Origin of the sequence: Sorangium sp. So ce406 (genome assembly GCF_051474675.1) — a bacterium.
GTDB classification, from domain to species: domain Bacteria; phylum Myxococcota_A; class Polyangia; order Polyangiales; family Polyangiaceae; genus Sorangium; species Sorangium cellulosum_G.
The window spans coordinates 1,857,491-1,881,123 of record NZ_CP150340.1; the positions used below are offsets into that span (position 1 = coordinate 1,857,491).

Annotated in this window: 16 protein-coding genes and 2 pseudogenes; 9 read left to right on the forward strand and 9 right to left on the reverse strand. The window is 68.8% G+C overall.

What is annotated here, in order from left to right; genetic code table 11:
• Positions 1-14 precede the first annotated feature (14 nt).
• The 5 genes from WME96_RS06850 to WME96_RS06870 all read right to left on the reverse strand — a co-directional run bounded on the left by WME96_RS06850 (position 15) and on the right by WME96_RS06870 (position 7,032).
• Complete coding sequence (locus WME96_RS06850; protein ID WP_437289362.1) at positions 15-1,046, reverse strand: hypothetical protein; 1,032 nt, start codon at positions 1,044-1,046, stop codon at positions 15-17.
• Complete coding sequence (locus WME96_RS06855) at positions 1,043-1,723, reverse strand: hypothetical protein (RefSeq protein ID WP_437289363.1); 681 nt, start codon at positions 1,721-1,723, stop codon at positions 1,043-1,045. The genes WME96_RS06850 and WME96_RS06855 overlap by 4 nt, the downstream gene beginning before the upstream one ends.
• Positions 1,724-2,380: 657 nt before the next feature.
• Complete coding sequence (locus WME96_RS06860) at positions 2,381-4,027, reverse strand: glycerol-3-phosphate dehydrogenase/oxidase (protein WP_437289364.1); 1,647 nt, start codon at positions 4,025-4,027, stop codon at positions 2,381-2,383.
• A gap of 143 nt (positions 4,028-4,170) precedes the next feature.
• Positions 4,171-6,183 carry an ABC transporter ATP-binding protein gene (locus WME96_RS06865; RefSeq protein WP_437289365.1) on the reverse strand — a complete coding sequence of 671 codons (2,013 nt, stop codon included), beginning with the start codon at positions 6,181-6,183 and terminating at the stop codon, positions 4,171-4,173.
• A 255-nt stretch (positions 6,184-6,438) separates the two neighbouring features.
• A complete protein-coding gene (locus WME96_RS06870) occupies positions 6,439-7,032 on the reverse strand; it encodes an NAD(P)H-dependent oxidoreductase (protein ID WP_437289366.1) in 594 nt (197 codons plus the stop codon).
• A 268-nt stretch (positions 7,033-7,300) separates the two neighbouring features.
• On the opposite strand from WME96_RS06870, the gene WME96_RS06875 reads away from it, so the two are divergent.
• The 4 genes from WME96_RS06875 to WME96_RS06890 all read left to right on the forward strand — a co-directional run bounded on the left by WME96_RS06875 (position 7,301) and on the right by WME96_RS06890 (position 13,505).
• Positions 7,301-7,645, forward strand: coding sequence for a response regulator (locus WME96_RS06875; protein ID WP_437289367.1), 345 nt, complete (start codon positions 7,301-7,303; stop codon positions 7,643-7,645).
• 143 nt (positions 7,646-7,788) lie between these two features.
• Complete coding sequence (locus WME96_RS06880) at positions 7,789-9,423, forward strand: ATP-binding protein (RefSeq protein WP_437289368.1); 1,635 nt, start codon at positions 7,789-7,791, stop codon at positions 9,421-9,423.
• A 133-nt stretch (positions 9,424-9,556) separates the two neighbouring features.
• The gene (locus WME96_RS06885; RefSeq protein ID WP_437289369.1) at positions 9,557-10,975 is read left to right on the forward strand and encodes a multicopper oxidase family protein; all 1,419 of its coding nucleotides are present in this window, start codon (positions 9,557-9,559) and stop codon (positions 10,973-10,975) included.
• A gap of 229 nt (positions 10,976-11,204) precedes the next feature.
• Positions 11,205-13,505 carry a nitric-oxide reductase large subunit gene (locus WME96_RS06890; RefSeq protein WP_437289370.1) on the forward strand — a complete coding sequence of 767 codons (2,301 nt, stop codon included), beginning with the start codon at positions 11,205-11,207 and terminating at the stop codon, positions 13,503-13,505.
• A gap of 189 nt (positions 13,506-13,694) precedes the next feature.
• Here the strand turns inward: WME96_RS06890 and WME96_RS06895 are convergent, their stop codons facing one another.
• Entirely contained in the window at positions 13,695-14,549 is an 855-nt protein-coding gene (locus WME96_RS06895; RefSeq protein WP_437289371.1) for a hypothetical protein, read from the reverse strand.
• 168 nt (positions 14,550-14,717) lie between these two features.
• Positions 14,718-15,290, reverse strand: a complete 573-nt coding sequence (locus tag WME96_RS06900) for a hypothetical protein (RefSeq protein WP_437289372.1) — start codon at positions 15,288-15,290, stop codon at positions 14,718-14,720.
• 24 nt (positions 15,291-15,314) lie between these two features.
• On the opposite strand from WME96_RS06900, the gene WME96_RS06905 reads away from it, so the two are divergent.
• Entirely contained in the window at positions 15,315-15,728 is a 414-nt protein-coding gene (locus WME96_RS06905) for a hypothetical protein (RefSeq protein WP_437289373.1), read from the forward strand.
• Positions 15,729-16,155: 427 nt separating this feature from the next.
• Here WME96_RS06905 and WME96_RS06910 read toward each other — a convergent pair whose 3' ends face one another.
• Positions 16,156-17,289, reverse strand: coding sequence for a hypothetical protein (locus WME96_RS06910; RefSeq protein WP_437289374.1), 1,134 nt, complete (start codon positions 17,287-17,289; stop codon positions 16,156-16,158).
• Between the two features lie 586 nt (positions 17,290-17,875).
• Here WME96_RS06910 and WME96_RS06915 point away from each other — a divergent pair.
• The 3 genes and pseudogenes from WME96_RS06915 to WME96_RS06925 all read left to right on the forward strand — a co-directional run.
• Positions 17,876-18,358 (forward strand): hypothetical protein, encoded by a 483-nt coding sequence (locus WME96_RS06915; RefSeq protein WP_437289375.1) that lies wholly within the window; start codon positions 17,876-17,878, stop codon positions 18,356-18,358.
• A gap of 261 nt (positions 18,359-18,619) precedes the next feature.
• Positions 18,620-19,177 carry a hypothetical protein gene (locus WME96_RS06920; RefSeq protein ID WP_437289376.1) on the forward strand — a complete coding sequence of 186 codons (558 nt, stop codon included), beginning with the start codon at positions 18,620-18,622 and terminating at the stop codon, positions 19,175-19,177.
• Positions 19,178-21,191: 2,014 nt separating this feature from the next.
• Positions 21,192-21,824, forward strand: a pseudogene (locus WME96_RS06925) (tyrosine-type recombinase/integrase); the annotation flags it as partial.
• A 137-nt stretch (positions 21,825-21,961) separates the two neighbouring features.
• Here the strand turns inward: WME96_RS06925 and WME96_RS06930 are convergent.
• A pseudogene (locus tag WME96_RS06930) lies at positions 21,962-22,258 on the reverse strand (hypothetical protein); the annotation flags it as partial.
• 304 nt (positions 22,259-22,562) lie between these two features.
• Between WME96_RS06930 and WME96_RS06935 the strand changes: the two are divergent.
• Positions 22,563-23,435, forward strand: a complete 873-nt coding sequence (locus WME96_RS06935; protein WP_437289377.1) for a PaaI family thioesterase — start codon at positions 22,563-22,565, stop codon at positions 23,433-23,435.
• The last annotated feature ends 198 nt before the right edge of the window (positions 23,436-23,633 follow it).

Sequence of the window (23,633 nt, forward strand, 5' to 3'; positions counted from 1 at the left end):
CCCGCGATGCGCGCTCACCGCCCGATCAGAAAGTCAACCTGCCCGAACTGGCTGGAGTCAAGGCCGAACCGCCGCGCGAGCCGCACGTCGACCAGGCGCTTCACGGAGATGGGCAGCCGGACGTCCGAGGCGCGGAGCTTCCAGTCCTCCTCCGCGAGCTCGTACAGGAGATCCGCCGCCTGCACGGCGAGCGCCTGGGTGTCGGGGATGGCCGCGAACGTCCCGAACTCCGCGTGCTCGTTGACGAGCGAGCGCACGGCCACGACCACCGGCGCGTCGAGCCGGTCCACATAAGGGAGCCACACGTTCGTCAGGAACGCCGGGCTCAGCAGGCCATTGTCGTTCGGCAGCCAGATCGCGTCAACCTCGGCGCGGTGGAGGTTCACCAGCGCGGCGCGGAGATCCTGGACGTGCGGTTTGTTCGAGAGCTCCTCCCGCACGAAGGTCAGCTTCTCCACCTGCATGAGGTCTTCCTGCCGGGCGATATGGCGGGCGAAGCCCTGGCGGTACACGACGCCGACGCGACGGACGTCGAGGCCCAGCGTGCGCAACCCCACCATGGCCGTGACCGCCGGCACCTCGTAGGAGATCGCCACCGAGTTGGGGACGGTGCGCTGGAGCTCCTCGGCGAACGACGCCATGAGGATCAGCGCGACCGGCGGTGTCGGCGTGGTGCGCGCCCAGTTGCGGTAGAGGAGCACGGTCGAGTTGTTGACCAGCACCACCGCCCGCGGTCGATCTCGCGCCACGATCCTCCCCACGTTATCGGGGCTCGACTCCTCGACGCGCAGCGGCGAGATCGTGACACGGTAGTCGTCGGACAGCTCGACGCGGAGCGACTCCAGCATGCCGTCGAGCTGGGAGCCCGCGGGAGCGATGACGGAGATGACGGGCCTCCCGTCCGGGGGCGGCGTCTCGGGCGGCGGCGCCGGATCCACGGCGACGTGCTGCGCCGTGCCCGACGAGCAGCTCAGCGTCAGCATCAGCGCCGCGAGGGCAGAGGCTCGCCACAGCGAGCGCCGGCGGAGGGGGCGGGTCGATCTCATTTCCATTCGTCCACCCCCAGATCGGCCATCACGTGCTTCGGGAGCCTCCGGACGGCGTACTCGACAGCGGGACGATCGCTCAGGAACGTGACCGCCACGAGGCCTACCTTGGCTGTCGAAAGACTCAGGATGGTGAAGCTCATCTTGCTCTTGGACTCGAAATCAGCGCGGAACCGCTCCGGGAGGAGCACCGCGTCGGCCGTCTGGAACTGGAGGAGCTGCAGCAGATCCTCGATCTTCGTGACGCGCTGGACCTCCGGCGCGACGCTCACGCCGAGGAGCCCGGCGACGAACTTCGGGAGCGATTTTCGCTCGACCAGATCGACGATCCCGTACCTCAGCGACGGGAACATCTCCCTGGTCAGCCCCCTCGTCGAGATGAGGAGGTATTGCTCCGCGTCGCTCCCCGCCTTCATGCCCTGGAGGTCGGCGCCCCGGTTGAGCGAGGCCAGGACCGGCCTCGGCGAGAGCGCCGCGTTCGGCGGGGTCGTCTCGAGCGCCGTCTTGAAATCGCTCAGCTTGCCGAACACCGTGACATCGACGCCGGGCATCGACTCCTCGATCTTCTGCTCGAGCGCTCGAGCGCGGAGCGGCGTCACCGCATAAACGTAGAGCGTGGCCTCGGGGCCGGCGGTGCTGGGCGGGCTGAGCAGCAGCAGGCAACACCCGACGAGCACCGCCGCCGCGAGCAGGAGCGCCGGCGCGCGCGGGGTCCGGAGGACGCGGCGAGTCCCGCGGGGAGCCTCGCGTCGATGGCCCGCGCCGAGAAGGCTGGAGAGGGAGCAAAGCGCGCGGTACCGAACAGAAGCAGCCGAATCATTGTCTTGCCGCGCACACGATGACATCCAGCGGTATGCGATCTGCGCTTGACACGCGAGGTGTCCCAGGGCTGACCCGATCGCTGACCGCCGTGCCCGTGTGGAGCGCCTGCGTATCCTTTTCACGCTCCTCATGTCCTCCCGGTCATCGTGATTGGCTAGCGTACCCGACGGCCAACCCTGCTTGTCAAGCACGCCATCGAAGGGCCATGCGATCCGATCAGCCTGGCGAATGGGGACGTTGGAGAGGGCGACAACACGGGGCGGACGCCGCCGCGTGATCAGCGGCCCATCGCGCCCCCGAGCGCGTCGAATCGTGAGCGGGGCGCGGTGGCGCGCCGACGTTTGGCGGCGTCCCGCCCGGCGGAAGTGGGAGATGACAACCGCAGATTCCCTCGACGCTGCCTCGTTGACCTACATGTGGAGCGATGGTGCGTGGGATGGTCGATGACTCCCCATGATCACGCATCAGCAGCCGAATTCGTGGGTGAGCGCACGCTGTCGCCGCGCGCCGCGCTACCTGAGCGGCAGCTCGGCGGCGGGCGCGTTCGCGGCCCGCTGCGCGCCGCGCTCCTCGAAGTACTCCTCGAGCCGCCGGTCGGCGTCGTCGCCGAACAGGATCCGGCACGCCTCCCGCAGCCCGGGCGATCGCGCGAGCTCGTCGCGGCGGATCAGGAGCGCGATCTTCGTGCGCCGCCGCAGGAAGTCCTCGAGCCTGGCGACCATCTCGCGCCGCGCGGCATACGCGATCTCGCACCGCAGGTCGTCCGCCCCGTCGATCAGCGCGTCGGCCATGCTCCGGTCGCGCCGGATCTCGTCGAGCAGATCGAGCGCGTCGGCCCCGTAGCGGCGCCACAGGCGCGCGCTCAGCTTCTCGGAGGCGCGCGGCGGCGTCAGCCCGTCGAGGTCGAGCTGAAGCGCCTTTTGGAAGAACTCCTGACGAACCGCCTCGTCCGGCTCGCCGTACCAGCGCGCCGCCGGGCGGGGCAGCGCGACGCCGAGCTCCTGCGCGGCGGCGCAGACCTCGTCGCCCACGTTGATGCAGTCGGTCAGCTTGCCGCCGAAGATGCTCACGTGGCCCTCTGCCCGGTCGACCTCGAGGACGTGCTTGCGCGAGAGCTGCAGCCAGTCCGCCGCGCCGCCGCCGTCCTGCACCGCCAGGGGGCGCACGCCGCAGCGCTCGGCGATGATGTCTTCCTCGGTCAGCGGGCGGGGCAGGTCGAGGCGCTTGTTGATGTTGGAGAGCACGAAGCGGCGGTCCTCGGCCGTCACCTCCGTCTGCGGGCGCTCGACGCGGGTGTCGGTCGTGCCGATGCACGTCCGCGAGCCCATCGGGATCACGAAGAAGAGCCGGCCGTCGTCCGCGAAGAACGTCAGCACGCGCCGGCTCGGGGTCAGCCGCTCCACGATGAGGTGGATGCCCTTGGAGAAGATGTGGCGGTGGCCCGTCCGCTGCCCCGTGAGCGCGTTGTGCGCGTCCACGAACGGACCGCAGGCGTTCACGAGCACGCGCGACCGGACGGCGAGCTCCCTGCCCGACAGGACGTCGCGGGCCCGCGTGACCCACGCGTCCCCGTCGCGCCGCGCGCCCAGCGACTCGACGTAGTTGGCGGCGCACGCGCCGCGATCGAGCGCGGCGCGGACGAACCCCCAGACGAACCGCGCGTCGTTGTCGACCAGGTACGCGTCGGAGTACTCGAATCCTCCGTCGCAGCCGTCCAGGTTGATGATGGGCTCTTCCCGCGCGATCGTCCGGCGGGAGAGCAGGCGGGGGATCTTCGTGAAGAAGCTGCCGATGATCCAGTAGAGCCAGGTGCCGAGGAAGAGCTTGAACAGGCCGTGCCGGAAGCCCCGCTCGTGCGCGGTGTAGAACCGGATCTCCTGCACCGTCGAGGGGTAGCTCCGGAGGAGGAGGTTCCGCGAGACGCAGAGCTTCCGCACCAGCGGAAACTCGAAGTTCTCCATGTACTTGATACCGCCCCAGGCGAGGTTCGACGACTCCTGGCTGGTGAAGCCCGCGAAGTCGCCCCGATCGATCAGCGCGACCTTCGCGCCCCTCCCGGCGAGGGCGGCGGCGGCGACCGCGCCGTTGATCCCGGCGCCGAGGACGAGGACGTCGAACGTCTCGCGGCTCAAGCTGTCGATGTTCGTGGCCCGCAGCATCGATGGCGATCCGGCGTCAGGCGCGCGCGCGCCCCCGGACGTCTATCACGTCCGGGGGCGCGCCGGGGCGCCGGGCGAGCCGAAAAGCGCGGCTTCCGTCCGGCTCGGCCCTTGGCCCTTCAGCCCATCAGCCCTTCAGCCCATCAGCCCATCACGGCGTCGTCGCCGCGGAACGGCTCCGGGTGGGCGCGGCGCGGGCCGGGCCGGGCCTCGGCGCGCGGGCCGGCGTGGCCGGTGTGGAGGTGCTGCCAGCGCGCCATGGTGGTGTAGACGCCGCCGCGCCGCAGCAGGTCCGCGTGCGCGCCGTGCTCGACGATGCGGCCGCGCTCCATCACGAAGATCTGGTCGCAGTCGACCACCGTGCTCAGGCGGTGGCTCATGAGGATGATCGTGCGCTGGCCCTTCAGCGAGCGCAGCGCCTCGCCGAGGGTCCGCTCGTGCTCGGCGTCGAGCCCGTCGGTCGGCTCATCGATCACGAGGATGGGCGCGCCCGACAGGAGCGCGCGCGCGATCGCGATGCGCTGCCGCTGGCCGGCGGAGAGGTTGAGCCCGCCGTCGGCGATCTGCGTCCCGTAGCCGTCCGGCAGCGCCTCGATGAAGCCCGCCGCCCCCGCCATCTCGGCCGCCTTGCGGATCTCCGCGTCGGTCGCGGACGGGCGGCCGTAGGCGATGTTCTCGGCGATCGTCGCCGGCAAGAGGATGCTGTCCTGGAGGACGAGCGCCATGTGCCGGCGCAGGTCGGCCACCCGGACCGCGCGCGTGTCGATGCCGTCGAGCCGCAGCGCCCCGTGCGTCGGGTTGTGGAAGCGCGGCAGCAGGCTGAACAGCGTCGTCTTGCCGGCGCCGGCCGAGCCCACGAACGCGACCATCTCCCCGGGCCGGATCGTCGCGTCGACCCCGCGCAGCACCGGGTGCCCGTGGCGGTACTCGAACCCGACGTTCTCGAGCGAGAGCGCGCGCGGCTCGGGCGGCAGCGCGGCCGCGTCGTGGATGTCGGTCACCGCCTGGTCGCGGTCCAGCACCTCGAAGACGCGCTGCGCGCCCGCCACGCCGCCCTGCACCGCGGCGCCGGCGCCGGTCAGCTTGCACAGCGGGTCGTAGAGCATCCCGAGGTAGCCGAGGAACGCGGTGAGCGCGCCCAGGGTCATGCCGGCGTCGGCCGCCCCCGTGCGGGCCTCGACCACGAGGTGGCCGCCGTAGCCGAGCACGAGCGCGCCGCCGAGCCCGAGGATCGATCCGACCGTGAGCGTGTGGCGGAGCTCGTCGTGGTGGAGCCTGAGCCAGGCCTTCACGCTGTTGCCCAGCGTCGCGTGGAAGCGCGCCTCCTCGTCCGCCTCGCGCCCGCACGCCTGGACGAGCCCGATCGACGCCATCGAGCGCTGCACGGACGTCGTGAGCTGGCTCTCGACCTCCTTCGCCTCGGTGCACTTCCGGTGCAGCGCGCGGCCGAACTTGACGTTCGTCAGGAGCAGCGGCGGCACCACGGCGAGCGCGAGCAGCGTGAGCCCGGGGCTGCGCGCGGCCATGATGCAGAGCATGACCGCGAGCGTCAGCGCGCTCCCCAGCACCGAGACCGCCACGTTGAGGATCCCGTGGAACCCGGTCGCGTCCTGGTTCAGGCGGTAGAGCGCGTCGCCCTGCGGCTGCGCGCGGTGGTAGCCGATGTGGAGCGCCTGGAGCTTCCGGTACACGTCGCACCGCACGCGCATGAGCCCGCCGTAGCCGATGCGGAAGTTGAGCAGGGCGCGGCCCATGCCCACGAACTCCTGCGCCACGCGGAGCACGAGCGTCATCGCCGCGAGCCCGAGGACGCGGCCGAGCAGGCTGTCCGGGAGCGGCGCGAGCAGCAGGCGATGGACGAGGTCCCCCTCGCGCGGCCCGCTCGAGATGAGGTCCACGATCACGGCGACCGGCCACACCTGGAGCAGGCTGATCGCGATGGAGACGCAGACCAGCAGGGAGAGCGCCCCGATGCGCGCCCACTCGCCCTTGAAATAGGCGCCCACCCGGAGGAAGAACCGGAGCCGCTCCGCGCCCGCCGAGCGGCTGGGCGCGGCGAGCCGCTGCGCGGTGCTCCTCAGGGAGAGCCTCGATATCCTTCCTTCGCGCCGCGGCGGCGAAGGGCGATAGTTCTTGCGCTGAGCCTGTGCGCTCATTGGATGGTTCAGCTTTCTTCCTGTCTACGGCTGAGGTGAGCGCCGGCGGCCCCTTAGGGCGATGCCTGGCAGTCCATCGGTTCCGACCAGTAGCGAGGTACCGAGGTGTAACAGCCCATCGCGACCGCGCTCTTCCCGTGCGCCGTAAAGCGAGGCGAGCTCCTGCTGATTTGCTGCGCCCTTGTCCGGGACTCCAGGGCCCGAGGCGCCGGCGCGGTCACGGCACAGGCCGACGGATCGGCCGGGTCTCCGCGCCTATCCGTGAATCCGATCCTCGAGCAGCGCGAGCCGGCGGCCGAGGGCGCGCGCCTGCGCGAGATCGAGCCCGCCCGGCGCCTCGGGCGGGCCGCGACGCGCCGCCGCGCTCGTCGTCTCCGCCGGATCCATCTGCGCGCGGGCCGGGGCCTGGACGATGACTCCATGACGGAGGAGCGAGGTTATCATCGCGTGGAGCGCGGCGCGCTGGGCACCCTGGATCGTGGACGGAGAGCAGAACACACAGGCCACCTTGCCGGCGAGGTCTCCCGCGATCTGCCCCGGGCCGTCGAGGAAGCGGCGGAGCTCCGCGCTCATCGCGCCGTAGCGCGCGGGCGAGCCGAGGGCGATGGCGTCCGCCCAGAACAGGTCTGCGTGCCGCGCGAGCGGGACGGACGCGAGGCGCTCCCGCGTGGCACGGATCCGCTCACTCGAGCTCCACCTCTCCTGCGGCGGCGCGAGGCCCTCGATCTGCCGGAGCCGCACGTTCGCCCCGGCCTGCTCGGCGCCCTGCGCGACGGCGGCCGCCAGCGCGGCCGTATCGCCGTGGAGAGAATAGAAGATCACGGCGACGTTCATGCCGTGCGCGTTCATGCCGTGCGCGCATGCAGCCCTCGTACCGCGGTCATCGCGACCGGGGCGCGCCTCGCCGACGCGGAAGAGCCCGCCTCGCGTACCGTCATGAGCGCATCCATGGTCGATCCGTCGGCGCGCGCCTCGACCCGCGCGGCGCGATTCAAATTGCGCGCTGCGGAGGAAAGGCTTATGGGGTCGTTCGATGGACGCGAACGGAGCGCGCGGGGGAGACAGCGCGGATGTCCCGCGCGGACCTGAGCTGGGGAGTGACCCCTCGCGAGAGGGCGTGATCTTCGTCATCGAAGACGACCGCGGCGTCAGCGAGGCGCTCGTCGAGGTCCTGTCGGACGAGGGATATCAGGTGATGACGGCCGGGAACGGCGCCGAGGCGCTGGCCCGGCTCCGCGAGGCGCCGACTCCGGCGCTCATCGTGCTCGATCTGATGATGCCTGTCATGGATGGATATGCGTTCCGCGCAGAGCAGCTCCGCACGCCCGCGATCGCCGATGTCCCGGTGATCGTGCTCACGGCGGGGGCGGCGCCGCGCGCGACCGAGCTCGGACACGTCGATATCCTGAAGAAGCCCATCGATCTCATCGCGCTGCTCGACGCGGTCGGGCGCTACGTCTGAAGAGCTCGCCAAGGCGCGCTCGCGCGGGGATCACGCAGGGATGATGGACTTGACGTCGCGGGACACGTTTGCTCGTCTGTCCGCACGGACGTCCAGGAATGAAGCCAGCTCCTCGCACGCCACTCGCTCCCGCAGAGAGCGCCGTGACCGCCGGCGGAGGCCGCCGCGCGGCCACCGTCGATGACGTGTTTCCCGGCACGAGCGCGCTGGCCGCGCTCTGCCGGGAGAAGGACTGGGGCGCGACGGCGCTCGGCCCTGTCGAGCGCTGGCCGCAGAGCCTGAAGACGGCGGTCAGCATCGTCCTCGGCTCGGGCTTCCCGATGATCGTGCTCTGGGGGCCGGAGCTCGTGCAAATTTACAATGACGGTTACCGGCTGCTCATGGGCGACAAGCACCCGGCGGGGCTCGGGCAGGGCAACCGGGCGTGCTGGCCCGAGGTCTGGCACATCAACGAGGGCATCTATCCGCGCGTCTTCCAGGGAGAGACGATCTCGTTCAAAGAGACGATGTACCCGATCGCGCCGCACGGCCAGGTCGAGGAGCATCACCTCACGCTCTGCTACAGCCCCGTCCGCGACGAGTCGGGCGCGGTGGGCGGCGTCGCCGTGACGGTCTTCGACGTGACCCAGGAGGTGCGGACGCGGATCGAGCGCGACCGCGCGCTGGCGGAGGCCAAGGCGGAGCGCAACCGGCTGAACGACGTGTTCCAGCAGGCGCCGGCGGCGATCATGGTGACGCGCGGGCCCAGCCACGTCATCGAGGCCGCCAATCCCCTCTACGCGCACGTGACCGGCGACCGCGCGTTGCTCGGCAAGACGGTGCCGGAGGCGTTCCCGGACCTCGTCGACCAGGGCTTCCCCGCGCTGTATGACCAGGTGCTCGCCACGCGCGAGCCGTACGTTGGCAACGAGGCCCTCGTCCGGGTCGAGCGCTTCGGGCGGACGGAGGAGGCGTATTTCAACTTCGTCTACCAGCCGCTGATCGGGGAGGACGGCAGCGCCTTCGGGGTGATGACCCACGCGATCGAGGTCACGGACATGGTGCGCGCGCGCCAGCAGGCCGAGCAGCGCGCCGCGGAGCTCGCGCGCCTCACGCAGGCGCTGGAGCAGTCGAACCGCGAGCTCGACCGGTTCGCGTACGTCACGTCGCACGACCTGAAGGCGCCGCTCCGCGGGATCGCGAGCCTGGCGCAGTGGATCCAGGAGGACGTGGGGGAGCAGCTGTCGTCCGGCTCGCAGGAGCACGTGCGGCTGCTGCTCGGGCGCGTCCACCGCATGGAGGCGCTGATCGACGGGATCCTCGCCTACTCCCGCGCGGGGCGGGTGCGGGAGTCGGCCGCGCCGGTGGACACGGGGGCGATGGTCAAGGACAGCCTGGATCTGCTCGCGCCGCCGGAGCACGTCCGCATCGAGGTGCAGCCGGGGCTGCCCACGCTGATGGCGGAGCGGGTGCCGCTGCAGCAGGTGTTCATGAACCTGCTCGGCAACGCCATCAAATACTCGGCGCTGTCGCGCCCGGATCCGCTCGTCCGGCTCACCTTTCGGCCGGCGGGCGATGCGTACGAGTTCGCCATCTCCGACAACGGCCCGGGCATCGCGCCCGCGTACCACGACCGCATCTGGGGCATCTTCCAGACGCTGGAGGCCCGCGACAAGGTCGAGGGCGCGGGCATCGGCCTCTCGGTGGTCAAGAAGATCATCGAGACGCGGGGCGGGCGGGTGTGGGTCGAGTCCGCGCTCGGCGAGGGCGCCACGTTCCGGTTCACCTGGCCGAAGTAGCGCCGGGATCGCCGCGTCGCGCAGCGGATCACGCGTGTGTCACGCGGCGTGTCATGCGGCGCCAGCACGGCAGAATTTGCGGGGACAGCGTCCTTTTTCGGCCCTGGACGGGATGGTAAGCTCGACGCGCATCATGTCGAGCGAGAACACGAGCCTTCCTCTCTGCCTCTTGCTGGTGGCCGCCGCGTCGGGCTGCGCGGGGGGGCCGCCGTCTCAGCCCGAAGGGTGGGATCGCGCGGTGGCGCTGCGCCCGGCGGTGGATCTCGATGCCAGGGCCGGGGTCGTCGAGGTCGATCTGACGGCGCGCGTCGAGGAGGTGGAGATCGTCCCCGGCCTGCGGACGCCGGCCTGGACCTACGATGGCGGGATCCCTGGCCCGATGATCCGCGCCCGGGTCGGAGATCGGGTGATCGTGCATTTTCGCAACGAGCTCCCGGCGCCCACGACGATTCACTGGCACGGCGTGCGGCTCTCGGCGGAGATGGACGGCGCGCCCGGGCACAGCCAGCCCGAGACCGCGCCGGGCGGCAGCTTCACCTACGACTTCGTCGTCCCCGACGCGGGTCTCTACTGGTATCACCCGCACGTCGACTCTGCCGCGCAGGCGGGCAATGGCCTGTACGGCGCGCTGCTCGTCGAGGATCCGGCCGAGCCCGCGGCGCTCGGGGACGAGCTCGTCCTCGTGCTGAGCGACATCGGCGTGGAGGACGACGGCGCGCTGGTGCCGCCGGACACGGGCGGCAGCTTCGGCACGCTGTTCGGGCGCGAGGGCGACGTCCTGCTCGTCAACGGCCGCGTCAACCCGGTGATCGAGGCGCGCGCCGGGCTGCGGCAGCGGTGGCGGCTCGTCAACGCGGCCAGGTCACGTTATTACCAGCTCGCGATCGACGGACATCGCTTCATCCGCATCGGCGGCGACGGCGGGCTGCTGGAGCACCCGGTCGAGACGGACCGCATCCTGCTCACCCCCGGCGAGCGCGCCGACGTGCTGATCGAGCCGCGCGGCGCGCCCGGCGCGACGCTCCCCGTGCGCTGGGTGCCTTATGATCGCGGCTATGGCGCCACCTTCGGGCGGCCCGAGGTCGAGGCCTTCCGGCTCCGCCTCGCGGACGAGCGAGCGGCCGAGGACGAGCCGCTCCCCGAGGTCGCGCGGGCCATCGCGCCGCTCGACACGGCGGGCGCGCGGCGCGTCGATCTGCAGCTCACGCAGCGGGAGGGCCCGGGCGAGCTCGTGCTGGGGATCAACGGCGTGCCCTCGTGGGAGGCGGAGCCGCTCGTGGCGGCGGTGGGCGAGACCGCGGTGTGGACGGTCGAGAACACGATGGTCTTCGACCATCCTTTTCATCTGCACGGCTTCTTCTTCCAGGTGCTCGGCGCCGACGGTCAGCCGGTCAGGCCGCTGGAGTGGAAGGACACGGTGAACGTGCCTGTCGACGGCGCGGCGCGCTTCGTGGTGCGCTACGACAACCGCCCCGGGATGTGGATGTTCCATTGCCACATCCTCGACCACGCCGACGCCGGCATGATGGGGATGCTGCACGTCGTGCGGTGACGGCGCCTGGTCCAGACACCGTGCCTCGGCTCCCTCGCCAGGAGGGATGAGCCGGCTGGCTCCCTGACGCCGCGTCCCTGAGAGCACGCGGGCCGGCGCCGCCCTGGCCGCGGCGCCGTGCCCCCCATGCCGTCGCGCGCCGGCCCGTTTTGTGTATGCTCCGGGGCCGCTCCGCTGCGCCCTCGATGCGCAGCGAGGGTGAGGAGCGGAACGAGACGGGAGATCAGGAATGGAGTACCGAAAGCTGTGGATTGCCCTCGCGGTCGTCCTGTTGGCCTCCTTTGCCGTGCTCGGGGGCGTCGGGTACCGGGCTGTCCTCTCGGGGCCGCCCATCCCGGCGCGCGTGGTCACGACCGAGGGCCGGACGCTCTTCGAGGGGCGCACCATCCAGGACGGGCAGAACGTCTGGCAGTCGCTCGGCGGCCAGCAGATCGGCTCGATCTGGGGTCATGGCGCCTATGTGGCGCCGGACTGGACCGCCGACTGGCTCCATCGCGAGGCCGTCTTCGTCCTCGACCGGTGGGCGCGGGAGCAGGGCGCTCCCTCGTTCGCCGCGCTCGACATCGAGCGGCAGGCGGCCCTCCAGGCGCGGCTCCAGGAGCGCATGCGCCGGAACACCTACGACCCGGCGCAGGGCACGATCTCCATCGATCCCGCGCGCGCCGAGGCGTTCGACGCGCTCGCCGTGTACTACGCGAGCGTCTTCGGCGACGGCCGGGACGAGTACGCGATCCCGCGGGGCGCGCTGGTCGACGCCGAGAAGCAGCGCGCGATGGCGGCCTTCTTCTGGTGGACGGCCTGGGCGTCCGCCGCGGAGCGCCCCGGAGAGACCGTCTCGTACACGCAGAACTGGCCGCACGAGCCGCTCGTCGGCAACCGGCCGACCGGCGAGGCGGTTGTCTGGAGCGTGGTGAGCTTCGTCCTGCTCCTCGCCGGGGTCGGCGGGATGGTGTGGTATTTTGCGTCGAGGGAGCACGAGCCCGAGGCGGCGTCGCCGCCCGGGCGGGATCCGCTGCTCGGCCTGAGCCCGACGCCCTCGCAGCGGGCGACGGTGAAGTACTTCTTCGTTGTCGCGGCGCTCTGGGTCGTCCAGGTGGCGCTCGGCGCGATCACGGCGCACTACGGCGTGGAGGGGTCGGGCTTCTACGGCATCCCGCTCGATCGCTGGCTGCCGTACTCCGTCGCGCGGACATGGCATGTCCAGATCGGCATCTTCTGGATCGCGACATCGTGGCTCGCGACCGGGCTCTATGTCGCGCCCGCGGTGGGCGGCGTCGAGCCGAGAGGCCAGCGGCTCTATGTCAACGTGCTCTTCGCCGCGCTGCTCTTCGTGGTGGTGGGCTCGCTCGCGGGCGAGTGGCTCGGCATCCAGCAGCGGCTCGGCGAGTACTGGTTCTGGTTCGGCGCGCAGGGCTACGAGTACGTCGATCTCGGCCGCTTCTGGCAGATCCTGCTCTTCGGCGGCCTGGTCTTCTGGTTCTGGCTGATGATGCGGGCGCTCCGCCCGGCGCTCGCCCGCCGCGACGAGAGCCGCCCGCTCTTGCTCCTGTTCGCGCTGGCGAGCCTCGCCATCCCGCTCTTCTACGCGGCTGGCCTGATGTACGGGCAGCGCAGCCCGCTCGTCACGGCCGAGTACTGGCGCTGGTGGGTCGTTCACCTCTGGGTCGAGGGGTTCTTCGAGGTGTTCGCCACGGTCGTGATCGCGTTCCTCTTCGCGCGTCTCCGGCTGATCCGCGTGGCGCCGGCGACGCGCGCGGTGCTGTTCTCGACGGTGATATTCCTCGCCGGGGGCATCATCGGCACGTTCCACCACCTCTATTTCACGGGGGTGCCGAGCGAGGTGCTCGCGCTCGGCGCGGTGTTCAGCGCGCTCGAGGTCGTCCCGCTCGTCCTCATCGGCTTCGAGGCGTGGGGGAACATCCGGATCGCGCGCGGGACCGAGCGGGCGGCGTGGATAAGCGCTTACCGGTGGCCCATCTACTTCTTCGTGGCGGTGGCGTTCTGGAACCTCGTTGGCGCGGGGCTGTTCGGGTTCTTCATCAACCCGCCGATCGCGCTCTATTACATGCAGGGACTCAACACGACGCCGGTCCACGGCCACACGGCCCTGTTCGGCGTGTACGGGATGCTGGGCCTCGGGCTGATGCTCTTCTGTCTGCGCGCGCTCCGGCCCGGGCTCGCGTGGAAGGAGCGCGCGCTCGCCGCCGCGTTCTGGCTGATCAACGGCGGTCTCGCCGCGATGGTGCTCCTGAGCCTGTTGCCGATCGGCCTGCTGCAGGCGTGGGCCGCTGTCGAGCGCGGCACCTGGTATGCGCGGTCGGCGGAGTTCCTGCAGACGGGGTTGATGGACACGCTGCGCTGGATGCGGGTGCTCGGCGACACGGCGTTCGCGCTGGGCGCGCTCTTGCTCGGCTGGTTCGTCTTCGGGCTCTGGACGGGGCGGTCGTTCGATCCCACGAAGGGGACGGTCGAGGCGGGGGAGCCGGGGATCCAGCCCGGTCCGGGGTCGCAGCCGTCGGCCGCCGAGTGAGGTGGGGCGGGCGAGGAATTCCCTCGGATTCTTGAGAAGATTCACAGGGAGGCGGGGAGGCGGGGAGAAAAATCTTCAAGATACTCCCTGTCTCTCCGCCTCCCTGTTCAATTTCTCCGCTGAAAAGCGCTGCACAAGGAGGGGATTTCTCAGGTGGGGCGGGCGAGGGGGGCGCGGGCGGGAGCCTGCCTATCCGCGTGCGCGCAGCTTCTCCCGCGGCGCGCCCTCGCGCCCGCCCTGGGCCGCGCCCGCGAAGACCTGGAGCGCGCCAGTCAGGTCCGGGAAGACGACCACGTCGCGCGCGGGCTCGCCGGGGCCGTAGCGCAGCCAGAGCAGCGGCCACGCATAGGCGCGCACCGCCTGCGCCACGACGCGCCGGCCGGCGGCGAGCGCGGCGAGCGCGGCCGCCGCGATCTCGATCGTGCCGGCAAAACGGTGACTGTAAAATTCCGGTTCGACCACCCGGTCGCCGCCGCCCCGGTAGGCTGTCCGCACGGCGCGGGGGCGGAGGTCGAGGCAGCGCAGGGGCTCGGGGGGATCGGCGGCGCCCAGGGAGCGCTTCAGGGTGCCCTCGAACGAGAACAGCGCGGGCACGAAGGACATCTCGGGCGGGGCGTACAGCTCGCGCACCTCGATCAGGCGGTCGTGCACGTGGAGGAGGCGCGTCCGCCGCATGCGGCCGCCGCCCTTGCAGGACGCGCACCGGGCGGGCGCAGCGTCGGCGGGCGTGGAGGCCGCCGGCGCTGTGCCGGCGCCGAGGCACGCGGTGCAGGGCCGGGGGCCGAGGTCCTCGGCCAGGCGCCGGTGGTCGCGGGCCTGGAAGGCGTCGGGAAGCGGCGGCGCTCCCCGCTCGAGCTGCTGCGCGGCCTCCGGGCTGAGGTCGACGACCTGGGCCCAGGCTTCGCGGCGCACGATCGACGCGAGCACCACCAGCGCGGCCACGCGGCGCTCCTCGGCCGGGTCGCCTGGCGGCAGCGTGAGGCCCTCCGCGCGGGCGCGCCCGAGGGTCGGCAGGTACCGGGCGACGGGGTCGGACGGATCCACGAGGGGTGAGGCTACCGTATGTCGTCGCCCGGGTTCATCTGCGGAGCGCGCGCGTCCGGGGGTTAGCGCGTGCCCCGATCTCGGGGTCTGGGGCTCCGCGAGAGGGGGAGCTCCCGGGGGGCGGCGGGAAAGGCGATGCTGGCGGCCTTCGGAACCCGAGGTGTCCGTTCAGGAGTCGGTCGTGGTGAGGAGCTCCCTTGTGTCGCTGACCATCGCGGCCTGGCGAATCCACCCGTCGAGCTCGGCGAGGTCGGTGCTGGCGAGGACGCGCTCCCGCACCTCCGCGGGGACCTCCAGCCCGCGGGCCGCGAGGAAGGCGAGCACGGCCTGCGCCTTGGCCTTCAGGGTACCCTCCCGCAGCCCTTCCTCCCGGCCCTTGGCCACGTAGCTGCGCGCGAACTCGCTCTGGAACTCGTAACCGCTCTTCATCGTCGCCTCCAACGTCCGCCTCACCGCCTCGTTCAACGAGGATAGCACCAGATCTGCATAGACAGCGCGGCGCTCCTCGTCGAGCCCGGCGGCCGCCGCCAGGAACGCCGCGCCGATCGCCTCCGCCGACGCGCTCTGCCCGTGCGCCATCGCCGAGAGCACGGCCGCCTCGGGTGCCGCCTTCGCCTGCTCGGCGTCCGTGACGACCGGGACGCCCTCGGGCCCGAGCACCAGCGGCGTCAACGTCAAGCCGGGGTGGCCCGTGTCGATCGGCCGCGCGCACCACCGCGCGATCGCTGCGTCGATGGTCACGACCAGCAGTCGGGTCGGGCACCGGTGCCGCGCCCTCGTCTGAGGGAGGGGGATGACACGATCGAGCGGATTTACGCAGGTTTCGACGGGATCGAGGTCGACGTCAACACGCCGATCGCGGGCGCTAACCCCGCGATCTCTGGTCGGCCGGACGATTCGGTGACGCTTTCGACGGGATTCTCGGCGGCCGTGGAGCAGGCGGCGCTGGCGACCTCTCCCCGACCCGAAGCAGCCCTGATCACGCCTCCGGCGAGCAGTCCGCGCCAGGTGCTCGTCGCGACCCTCACGCAGACCATCACTGCCGCCCACGCGGCGGGCGACCTCGCGACCGCGCAGATCGCCGCTCGCACCCTCGCGGAGCTCCTCAGCGGCCCGCAGGCGACGCCGCGGGTAGCGCCTGTCGTCGACCTCACTCGCGCCCGGCACGCGCGATCTTAATCCCATTCTGAACGCCACCGCGGCCACGCTGCACGCTGCTGCCGTCCACTAGGCCGGGGAGTACCACGAGAAGGCCTACCGCCGCCCGAAGGTCCCTGTCCCCGATCCGCTGACCTACGTCGCCGGCCGGGTGCCATCCCCCCGTGGGGAGTTCGAGGCGCGTGCCCTGCTGGAACTGCTCTGCTTAGTGGAGCCCCGGGAGCGCAAGGTGCGCATCCTCTTGAGCGAGAGTGAGCAGGTGAGCGAGGTCGTACGGAGCCTCGGGCTGCCCCTCGGGACCGCCTTCTCGCGGCTCCGCCGGGGCCGCCGACGCCTTATCGCGGTGCTCAAGCAGTGGCAGTGCGTGTCGACATTGCGCCTTGCTGTTCAGTCGCTGCGGGCCGGCTGACCGCAAGGAGAAAACTCGCCCTCAGCCTGCAACCGCATACTACCTCGCGCGTTTGTCGGGCTCGACAGCGCCGTACCAGAACGTGTGTCGGTCAAGAGCGAAACCGCCTGACAGTATCAATGTGATGTGATCGAGAAAGGTGTCTAAATCTTGGTCTACGTCAGCCATACTGCGGCGCCCTAGAAGACTGGCGACGACCGTATCTGCAGTCGTAGTTGGGTCAAATCGGCCGGGCAGCCGCGGCTGGTAGTGCACGAGGACATCGCGAAGTTCTTTTCGCCCTCGAAGCCAGCGCGCGAATGGATGTCGAAGCACCTCGACGAATACCGTGGCGGCGGCAGGAGAGAGCTTCCCCGCGGGGCGAAGCGCGTCCTGAAGTAGCTGAATACTCGACTGTGCATGATAGGCGCTAAGAAACCTGAGCTTAAAGAACGTCGGTTCCGTCGGGTCCACTATTGATCTAAGCATTCGGTGGGTCATGTTCACACTCGCGAGAACAATTGAGCATGCAGCTGCCATGCCCAACTCGAGAGAACCCAGGGGTCCACGTTTGTAGAGGGACTCAAATTTTATATCTTTCATCTCGACTGGTGCGATTGGCGGGGTTGCCGATCCAGTGTCGAATGGTTTTTCAAATCGCATTCCAGACGCCAGGGTCGAGATGTATTTCCCCAGGAGGTATCCAAAGTCGTGTCCAATAGACTCTAGTTCCTCATCGGTTCCGAAGCTAAAGATGGCGGCGTGGGTTGACGAAAACACGTGACCATCGAACGTGAAGACTCCCATGTCAGCTTGAACTATTCTTTTGAGCCATCGCAGCGGGCCAGTATGAGGCCGCAAGAATGCTTCGCGCTGGCGGGTGGCGATCTTTGCGAGCTCAGCAGCAGTATCGGTGATCTGGCTTCGATCGCTCAGGAGAAGCTTGGCGCGATGCCGGGCGGGCCGGACGAGGTCCAGATTCTCCTGTGATAGCAACTGACCGAGCTCGGGAGCGAAGGGCAGCAGGCTTCCGTAGCTCTCGACGATGAACATCGATGCGGTCGGGACGAGGCCAAGGAAGATCAACGAGCGGTTCGGATGGTGACGACCCACCTCGAGCAGACGACGAAAGAAGAGCGCGTCGCGAGCGATGGCCTCCACGACGTAGCGAGCGGGGCGTTGCGAAAGGGTCATACGAGTCTGATAAATATTTGATCGAGATGAAAATTCATCTGTCCAACTTGCGTTCTTATGAAATGGTAGTGCAGCGCGGTCGACTGTGTAGGTGGGTAACTGTATGAAATTATGCGACTTTCCACCAAGTTTCTCTATCCAAGTTACTCCGGCGACGTCGTGTTTTCCGAGAAGATCGGCTTGCTAGAACACGAACTTGACTTGGCATGATAAGCCGCACGACGAGCCGCAGGAGAGGGCCAGAGGGATCAGGCGCGCCGAGCGGAAAGCTTCGAAGAAGGACTATGCGCATTGTGCGCCGCTTTGGGTAGGCGCTCGGAGGCATCTGTCTGACCCTCGCTACCGTTCCGGCTGCTCGCATGGCTAGCTCACTCCGCGAGGCCAGCGAAAATGCCGCTCCGCGTCAAAGCAGGAATACCTCCGGCAGGGATGCCTGCCGCAGGGCGAAGGGCGCCCGGCCGCCGTGCTTCCGGCGAGCGACTCCTGGGGCGTTCCGCTGTAGCTGTACGTGGGGCACGGGATCCCGCCGCCGCAGGCATGCCTGCCGCGAGGCATCACGCCTCCCCGATCTTGGCCGCCCGCCACCATGACCCGGCCCGCCAGGTCGCGGCGAACAGTCGGAGCCGTAGTAGGCGAGCTCCAGCACGAGGCCGAGCGCGACGAGCAGGGAGAGGGTCTCGGCTTCCTCCGCGAGAACAGCTTCCTCGATGGCGTCGAGCTCGTCGGGGTCGATCATGCCCGAGGTATCGACGGGGCGGGGACGCCGGTTGCGTGGCGTCGGACCGGGCAGGTTCCCGTCGCGGAGCCGCTGGCCTACGTCATCGGCCGGGCGCTGTCGCCTCAGGGGGAGATCGACGCGCACCTCCTGGCACTGTTCTGGGGGGCGGAGCTCCGGGAACGCCGGGGATCCAGGAACGGTTCACGATGCCAAGCCTTGACAGCCGAGCGGACGATTTTAGCCGTTAGGCAAACTATCTTGGGTGAATTCATCTCAGACGGATCCGCTTCGACCCCGCTCGCGGGGCCGAGGAGCGACCCACACGGGGCAGAGTCGTGTAGTATCAGCTGATGCAGATAGCCGAGGGGGCGTGGTGGCCACGGAGGGGCGGTACGTCTAGCCGACCAGCAGCGGCGATGCCTGACGGGGCTCTGGCGAACAGAGTTGCTTGGGCTCGGCCTCCGGCAGACGGGTCGCAGCTGACGGGACTAGGTGGATCTTTGCCGAATGAGCTCGGTGGGCCTTGGCCCAACGGCGCCGATGGGGCGGTGTAGTATGGCTCCTAGGAGTAAGAAGATTGGGAAAGCACCGAGCGAGACCAGCAAGCTCAGCATGCAACCATCACTCACTTCCAAGAACCAGCCGACTCAAACGGACGTAGCCGAAGTTGTAGATGCGAAAGACGCCCCGCCCGTCTCGGCTCGTGATGAGACGGCGAAGATCGCCCCCGCAAGCAACGACGTTCCGGCCTCTGGGTCTTCCCACAACCCTTCCGCCCCAGTGCCGATTGGACGAATCACCCGCTTTCTTCGTAGTCAAAATGATACCATATTATCATGCTTGATGGTGGCAGCCGCGTCATGGACGGCGCACGAGGTTGTTCAGCATTCGCGCCTCTATACTGAGCTTCGTTCCGACGCTGAAGCGCAGAAGCAGCTGCTTGCCCTTCGTCTTAATCAATTGGAAAAGAAGCTGGAGACAGTAGGTTCAACTGTCGAAAATAGCACGACTACGGTTGGTCGCATTGGAGCGCAGATTGAGCTGTCCAATTCTCGAATCGACTCTCTCAACAAGCGTCTCGATGAGTTGCCTGAGATTAGGTCTGTGTTGATGAGCCAGGCTGCCGAGATCGGTGAGCTGAAGGGGCGCAGCAATGCCGCGCAAAAATAAATTAGCTTGGCGGGCTGCCCTGTTACTGGTGACTTCTTTGTTTGCGATTTGCGCGGTTGTTTTGAGGCTGGAAAACCGAAAGCTTCGGCAAGAGCGCGCTTCGCTCCGTCTTGTTCAAGATAGGTTAGACGGTGCTAGTCGCGGGTCCGCGGCACTGGCTGCGACTGCCGACGCGTTCGCGCGAGCGGTTAGCAAACTGCCAGAGATTGCTCCAGTGCTCGCGATTCCGCGGTCTGAATGTAAATACTCTGGTGAGTGGATCTCGGAGGATTATGTATGTCCTATGAATGTAATCCTCAAAGGGGAAGGGTCGATTGATGCCGAAGGGAATGTTCGTATTAGTGTGACAAAGGCCGACGGTAGTCGTTTTGGTACCGAAGGAGATTATTACGTATACGTTTTCGATCCCGCAGATGGTGATCCGTCGAGTCACTGTCAGCCGTGGAATGTTGTCAAGGCGCATGCTCGGTTCCCTCCGGGCATGCTGCGGATCCACCTGCCGCCATTCAACTCCAATCTCGTTTGTGGCGGTCCGGCCAAAGCGTATTGCGTAGTCAAGGCAGAGCCTTCCATGCCTAATGCGTGGTGTAGTAACATGTTTGTGGTGTGGGGGGATGCTGAGTAAATAAAGTCACGGATCGCCCACCGCTCAACGTGCCCGCCGGAGGCATCCCTCCGGTCCTCGATGCTGCTTAGGTTACCCCTATAGCTGCCACCCTCTACGAGGCCAGCGGAGATACCGTCCCGTGTCATGACGAGGAATGCTCTGCCTGCGGTAGGCACTGGTCCAGCAGGGCGGGGGGCGACCCGGCAGGGACACCACCACCACCCACCTTCCACGCGACCGCGTACGCTCGCTCGGCTTCGGACTGCGCCAGCCGGCTCGGCAGGCTCCGCGGGGTTCGGTCCGAGCCTCGACGCCCAAGTCGAGGCGCGGGACCTGCTCAGGGCGATCGAACGGCTGGAGCTGTGCCATCAGGAGATCCTCCTGGCCGTCGACACGCCGGAGACGCTCTCCGCGTAGGCCGCGCAGCGCGGGATGAACCCGTTCACCGCGGCCAGCCGCCTCCGCATCGCCCGCGCCATGCTGGCCCTGCGGCTCCAGAGGTGGCGCCGATGAACATCCGCGATCCCAAGCACCGGATCGCCGTCACCTTCCCCCCTTCCCCGGCAGGCCGGTCACGCGCCGCATCTCGCCTGACGACATCGAGCGCCACCTGAGAGCGAAGGGCTACCGGCCGGCCGGGGCCATCGACCGCAACTGGCCAGACGGCGTCGCCTACGCCTGGCTGCCGCCCACGTGGCCCGACCCACGCGCCCCGCCGTTTCCCATCCGGCCCCGCCTCGTACGCGGCCCGCGGCTGTGCTCTCAGCCGCTGGAGCCGATCATCGCCGCCATCACCCACAACGAAGGGCACACGCCGGGCGAAGTTCTGCGCGAGATCGCAGTCATGGCGCAGAGGGCCGAGGACGGCGAGTAGATTGCCTCGTGTTGCCATCATCGACGATACAGGTGAACAGGAGTGTCGGAGTTTTAAGGAGTAGAGCTATGGCACGTCAGCGCACTGGAACGGTTTTTTTTTTTTTTTTTTTGACATGGAAATCATTGGGACGTCCGGGTTGCGCTGGATGAGGGAGTCGACCCGTCTACCATCTTCCCGCGGGCTGCACGGAGGCGATGGCGAGGGAGAAGGCCAAGTATTGGAACGAGAATGCGCGGGGGCTGGAGCAGAAGCCGAAGCAGGGCGGCAAGATATCGGCGCTCAGCCCGCGCGAGACTGTCTCCGAGTACTTCGAGCGCTGGAACGCCGCTCGCGATGTGCGTGGGCTCGTGTCGATCAACAAGGACGCGTCCGCTTTCAGATTGCACATCGAACCGACCATCGGCACGAAACCGATCGCCGCTCTAATGCGCGCCAACATCGAAGCGGTGGTGGAGGCCGTGGACGCCAAGGTCGCCGCAGGCTCGCACTCGTGGCAGACCATGCAGCGGACATGGGTCATCGCGACCAAGATGTTCAAGGACGCGCACCGCTCCAAGGTCGCGGCGCTGCGCGTGCGTGAGGACAACCCGTGCGCTGACGTGGCCGGGCCGGATCGCGGCGTCGAACGGGCGAAGAGCTATCTCTACCCCTCCGAGTTCCTGGCGCTCATGAACAGCGACAGGGTTCCCCTCCACTGGCGCCGGATGATCGCGCTGGCCGTGTACCTGTACCTCCGCGCTGGTGAGCTCGAGGCGCCGCGGTGGAGCGACGTCGACCTCGAGCACGGCGTGATCGACGTGAACCGCTGCATCGATTGGCTCCACGCGAGGGAGAAGTCGACCAAGGGCAAGCTTGCGCGAAGGTTCCCGAACGAACAGAACCTGCTGCCGGTGCTGCGCGCGATTAAGGCGAAGGCCGACCCGGACGCGCTGGTGATCAGGATGGTCTGCGGCCAGAGCTTGGCGAGGAAGCTGCGGTGCTATCTCAACTTCGCGGGCGTCAACCGGCCGGAGCTCTTCGCGGACGACGAGACGCGGAAGCCCCTCACGTTCCACGGTCTCCGCGCGACGGGCATCACGTGGATGGCCATCCGAGGCGACGACCCGATCAAGATCATGCGCCGGGCTGGCCACGCCGACTTCGGCACAACCCAGCGCTACGTCCGGGAGGCGGAGCAGCTTGCCGGCCGGTTCGAGGCGGTGTTCCCTCCGCTCCCCGCCAGCCTGCTGGACGACGGCAGCCATGACGATCCGTCAGGCAATCGTCAGGACGACGCAGAACCGCCGGAAAGTGAAGCAATGTGTCGCCGCGTGTGGGTGACGTACACCGGCCAGACGTACGGTTTGTCCGGGTCCACGCCGAGCTGGACCTCGACGACGATCGCCATCGCGGGCTGCTGCTGCTCGCCGACCAGCAGCACGACGATGACGTCCGCGCGGCGGTCCGAGGGCACGATCTCGGTGAGGTCGGAGGAAACGACGCGAGCCTCCGTGAAGGTCGGGACGGGGTGGCCGAGCGCGTCGTGCTGCATCTCGGCGGCGAGCGTCGGCCGGTTCTTGAACAGCTCTACCAGGGCTTCATGGGTTGCTAAGGGCATCGGCAATCTCTCGACTGGGTACAGTTCTGCTGGGTTGAAGCGGTACGTCCGGCGCGTGCGGTGGAGCCCGCAGGGTCGAAGCAGCCGCCTCTCTTAAATTCCGAGCCGCCTCGTGGATTCGTCACACGGCGTGCGGAGGGCGGCAGGGCTCGGCGCTCCACCGTGCCCCCGGCCGGCGGGCCCCATTCCGGGGCCGAACCTGCTGGCCTGTCGCCTTCGCGTGGTAAGTCGGTACGGTCGATCGACAGCGGCAGGCATCTCCCCGATTCCCTCACCGCTGCTGGCACGATATCGAGGAGGCCCCATGACGAACGAGATCTCCCCCGCGCCCATCGATGCGCCCTACGCGCAAGACCTCGCTGTCTCGCTGCAACCCGGCGAGGCCGCCGTTGTCCTCGCCCTCCCGTTCGAGGAACGCAACACGATGTTCGGGCACATCCACGGCGGCGCCCTGGCGTCGCTGGTTCCGATCTCCACGTCCTCGTCGATGCATGCGCGCGGTGCGGCCGCCGCGGAGCTCAGCACCGTATCGATGCATGTCGACTATGTCCGCGCGGCGCGCAAACCGGTGGTGGCAGAGACCCGATCCGTGCGCCGGGCGCGCGAGCTCGAGTTCTTCGAGACGCGGATCACCGACGCCGACGGCAATGCGATCGCCCTCGCGTCCTCGATCGTCCGTCAAGGCACCTCGCCGGCTCCGGCAGAGATCGCCGGACCATCGCAACGCCCGCTGGGCAGCGCGTCGCGCGAGGTCGTGAGCGCGATTCAGGAGGCGATCGCGGCGAGCCCGTTTCTGTCGCGCCGGCGCGTGAGCTTCGCGGGGGCGGCGCGCGGCGCCGTCGAGCTCTCGCTGAGCGCGGCGCCGGTCAACCTCGACCGCACCGGGGGCGTGCACGAGGGCGCGGTCCTGTCGCTCCTCGACGCGGCGGGAGCCACATGTCCATGGACGGCCGTCCCGGCGACGGCCGGGGCAGGCGGAGCCACCATCGCGTTGCACGCCCAGATCCTGGGGCCGCTGCCGGCGGCGGATCTTGTCGCGCGCGCCGCCGTCCGCGCGCACAAGCACCGTGTGCACTGGGTCGACGTCACCGTCACGAGCCCGGCGACGGGGGACGTGCACGCCCTGGGGACGGTGGTCTATCGCTTCAACGAGGCGAGCGTCATCGGATCCACCTGAGGCATCGCCTCAAATTCTTCGGAAAATAATCACAGGGAGGCGGGGAGGCGGGGAGGCAGATCTTCAAGATACTCCCCGCCTCCCTGTTCAATTTCCCCGCTGGAAAGGGCTGCACAATGAGGGAATTCCTCAGGTGATACACCGGTGGCCACGGCGACGCTCCCTCTCCCGACGCGGAGAGGGAGCGTCGCCGCGGCC

Excerpts from the sequence above, each read along its gene's own strand:
- WME96_RS06890 (WP_437289370.1), top strand. The coding sequence starts at position 11,205 with ATGGAGTACCGAAAGCTGTGGATTGCCCTCGCGGTCGTCCTGTTGGCC.
- WME96_RS06865 (WP_437289365.1), bottom strand. The coding sequence starts at position 6,183 with ATGAGCGCACAGGCTCAGCGCAAGAACTATCGCCCTTCGCCGCCGCGG.
- WME96_RS06870 (WP_437289366.1), bottom strand. The coding sequence starts at position 7,032 with ATGAACGCGCACGGCATGAACGTCGCCGTGATCTTCTATTCTCTCCAC.
- WME96_RS06935 (WP_437289377.1), top strand. The coding sequence starts at position 22,563 with ATGACGAACGAGATCTCCCCCGCGCCCATCGATGCGCCCTACGCGCAA.
- WME96_RS06850 (WP_437289362.1), bottom strand. The coding sequence starts at position 1,046 with ATGAGATCGACCCGCCCCCTCCGCCGGCGCTCGCTGTGGCGAGCCTCT.
- WME96_RS06920 (WP_437289376.1), top strand. The coding sequence starts at position 18,620 with ATGCAACCATCACTCACTTCCAAGAACCAGCCGACTCAAACGGACGTA.
- WME96_RS06910 (WP_437289374.1), bottom strand. The coding sequence starts at position 17,289 with ATGACCCTTTCGCAACGCCCCGCTCGCTACGTCGTGGAGGCCATCGCT.
- WME96_RS06915 (WP_437289375.1), top strand. The coding sequence starts at position 17,876 with ATGACCCGGCCCGCCAGGTCGCGGCGAACAGTCGGAGCCGTAGTAGGC.
- WME96_RS06885 (WP_437289369.1), top strand. The coding sequence starts at position 9,557 with ATGTCGAGCGAGAACACGAGCCTTCCTCTCTGCCTCTTGCTGGTGGCC.
- WME96_RS06860 (WP_437289364.1), bottom strand. The coding sequence starts at position 4,027 with ATGCTGCGGGCCACGAACATCGACAGCTTGAGCCGCGAGACGTTCGAC.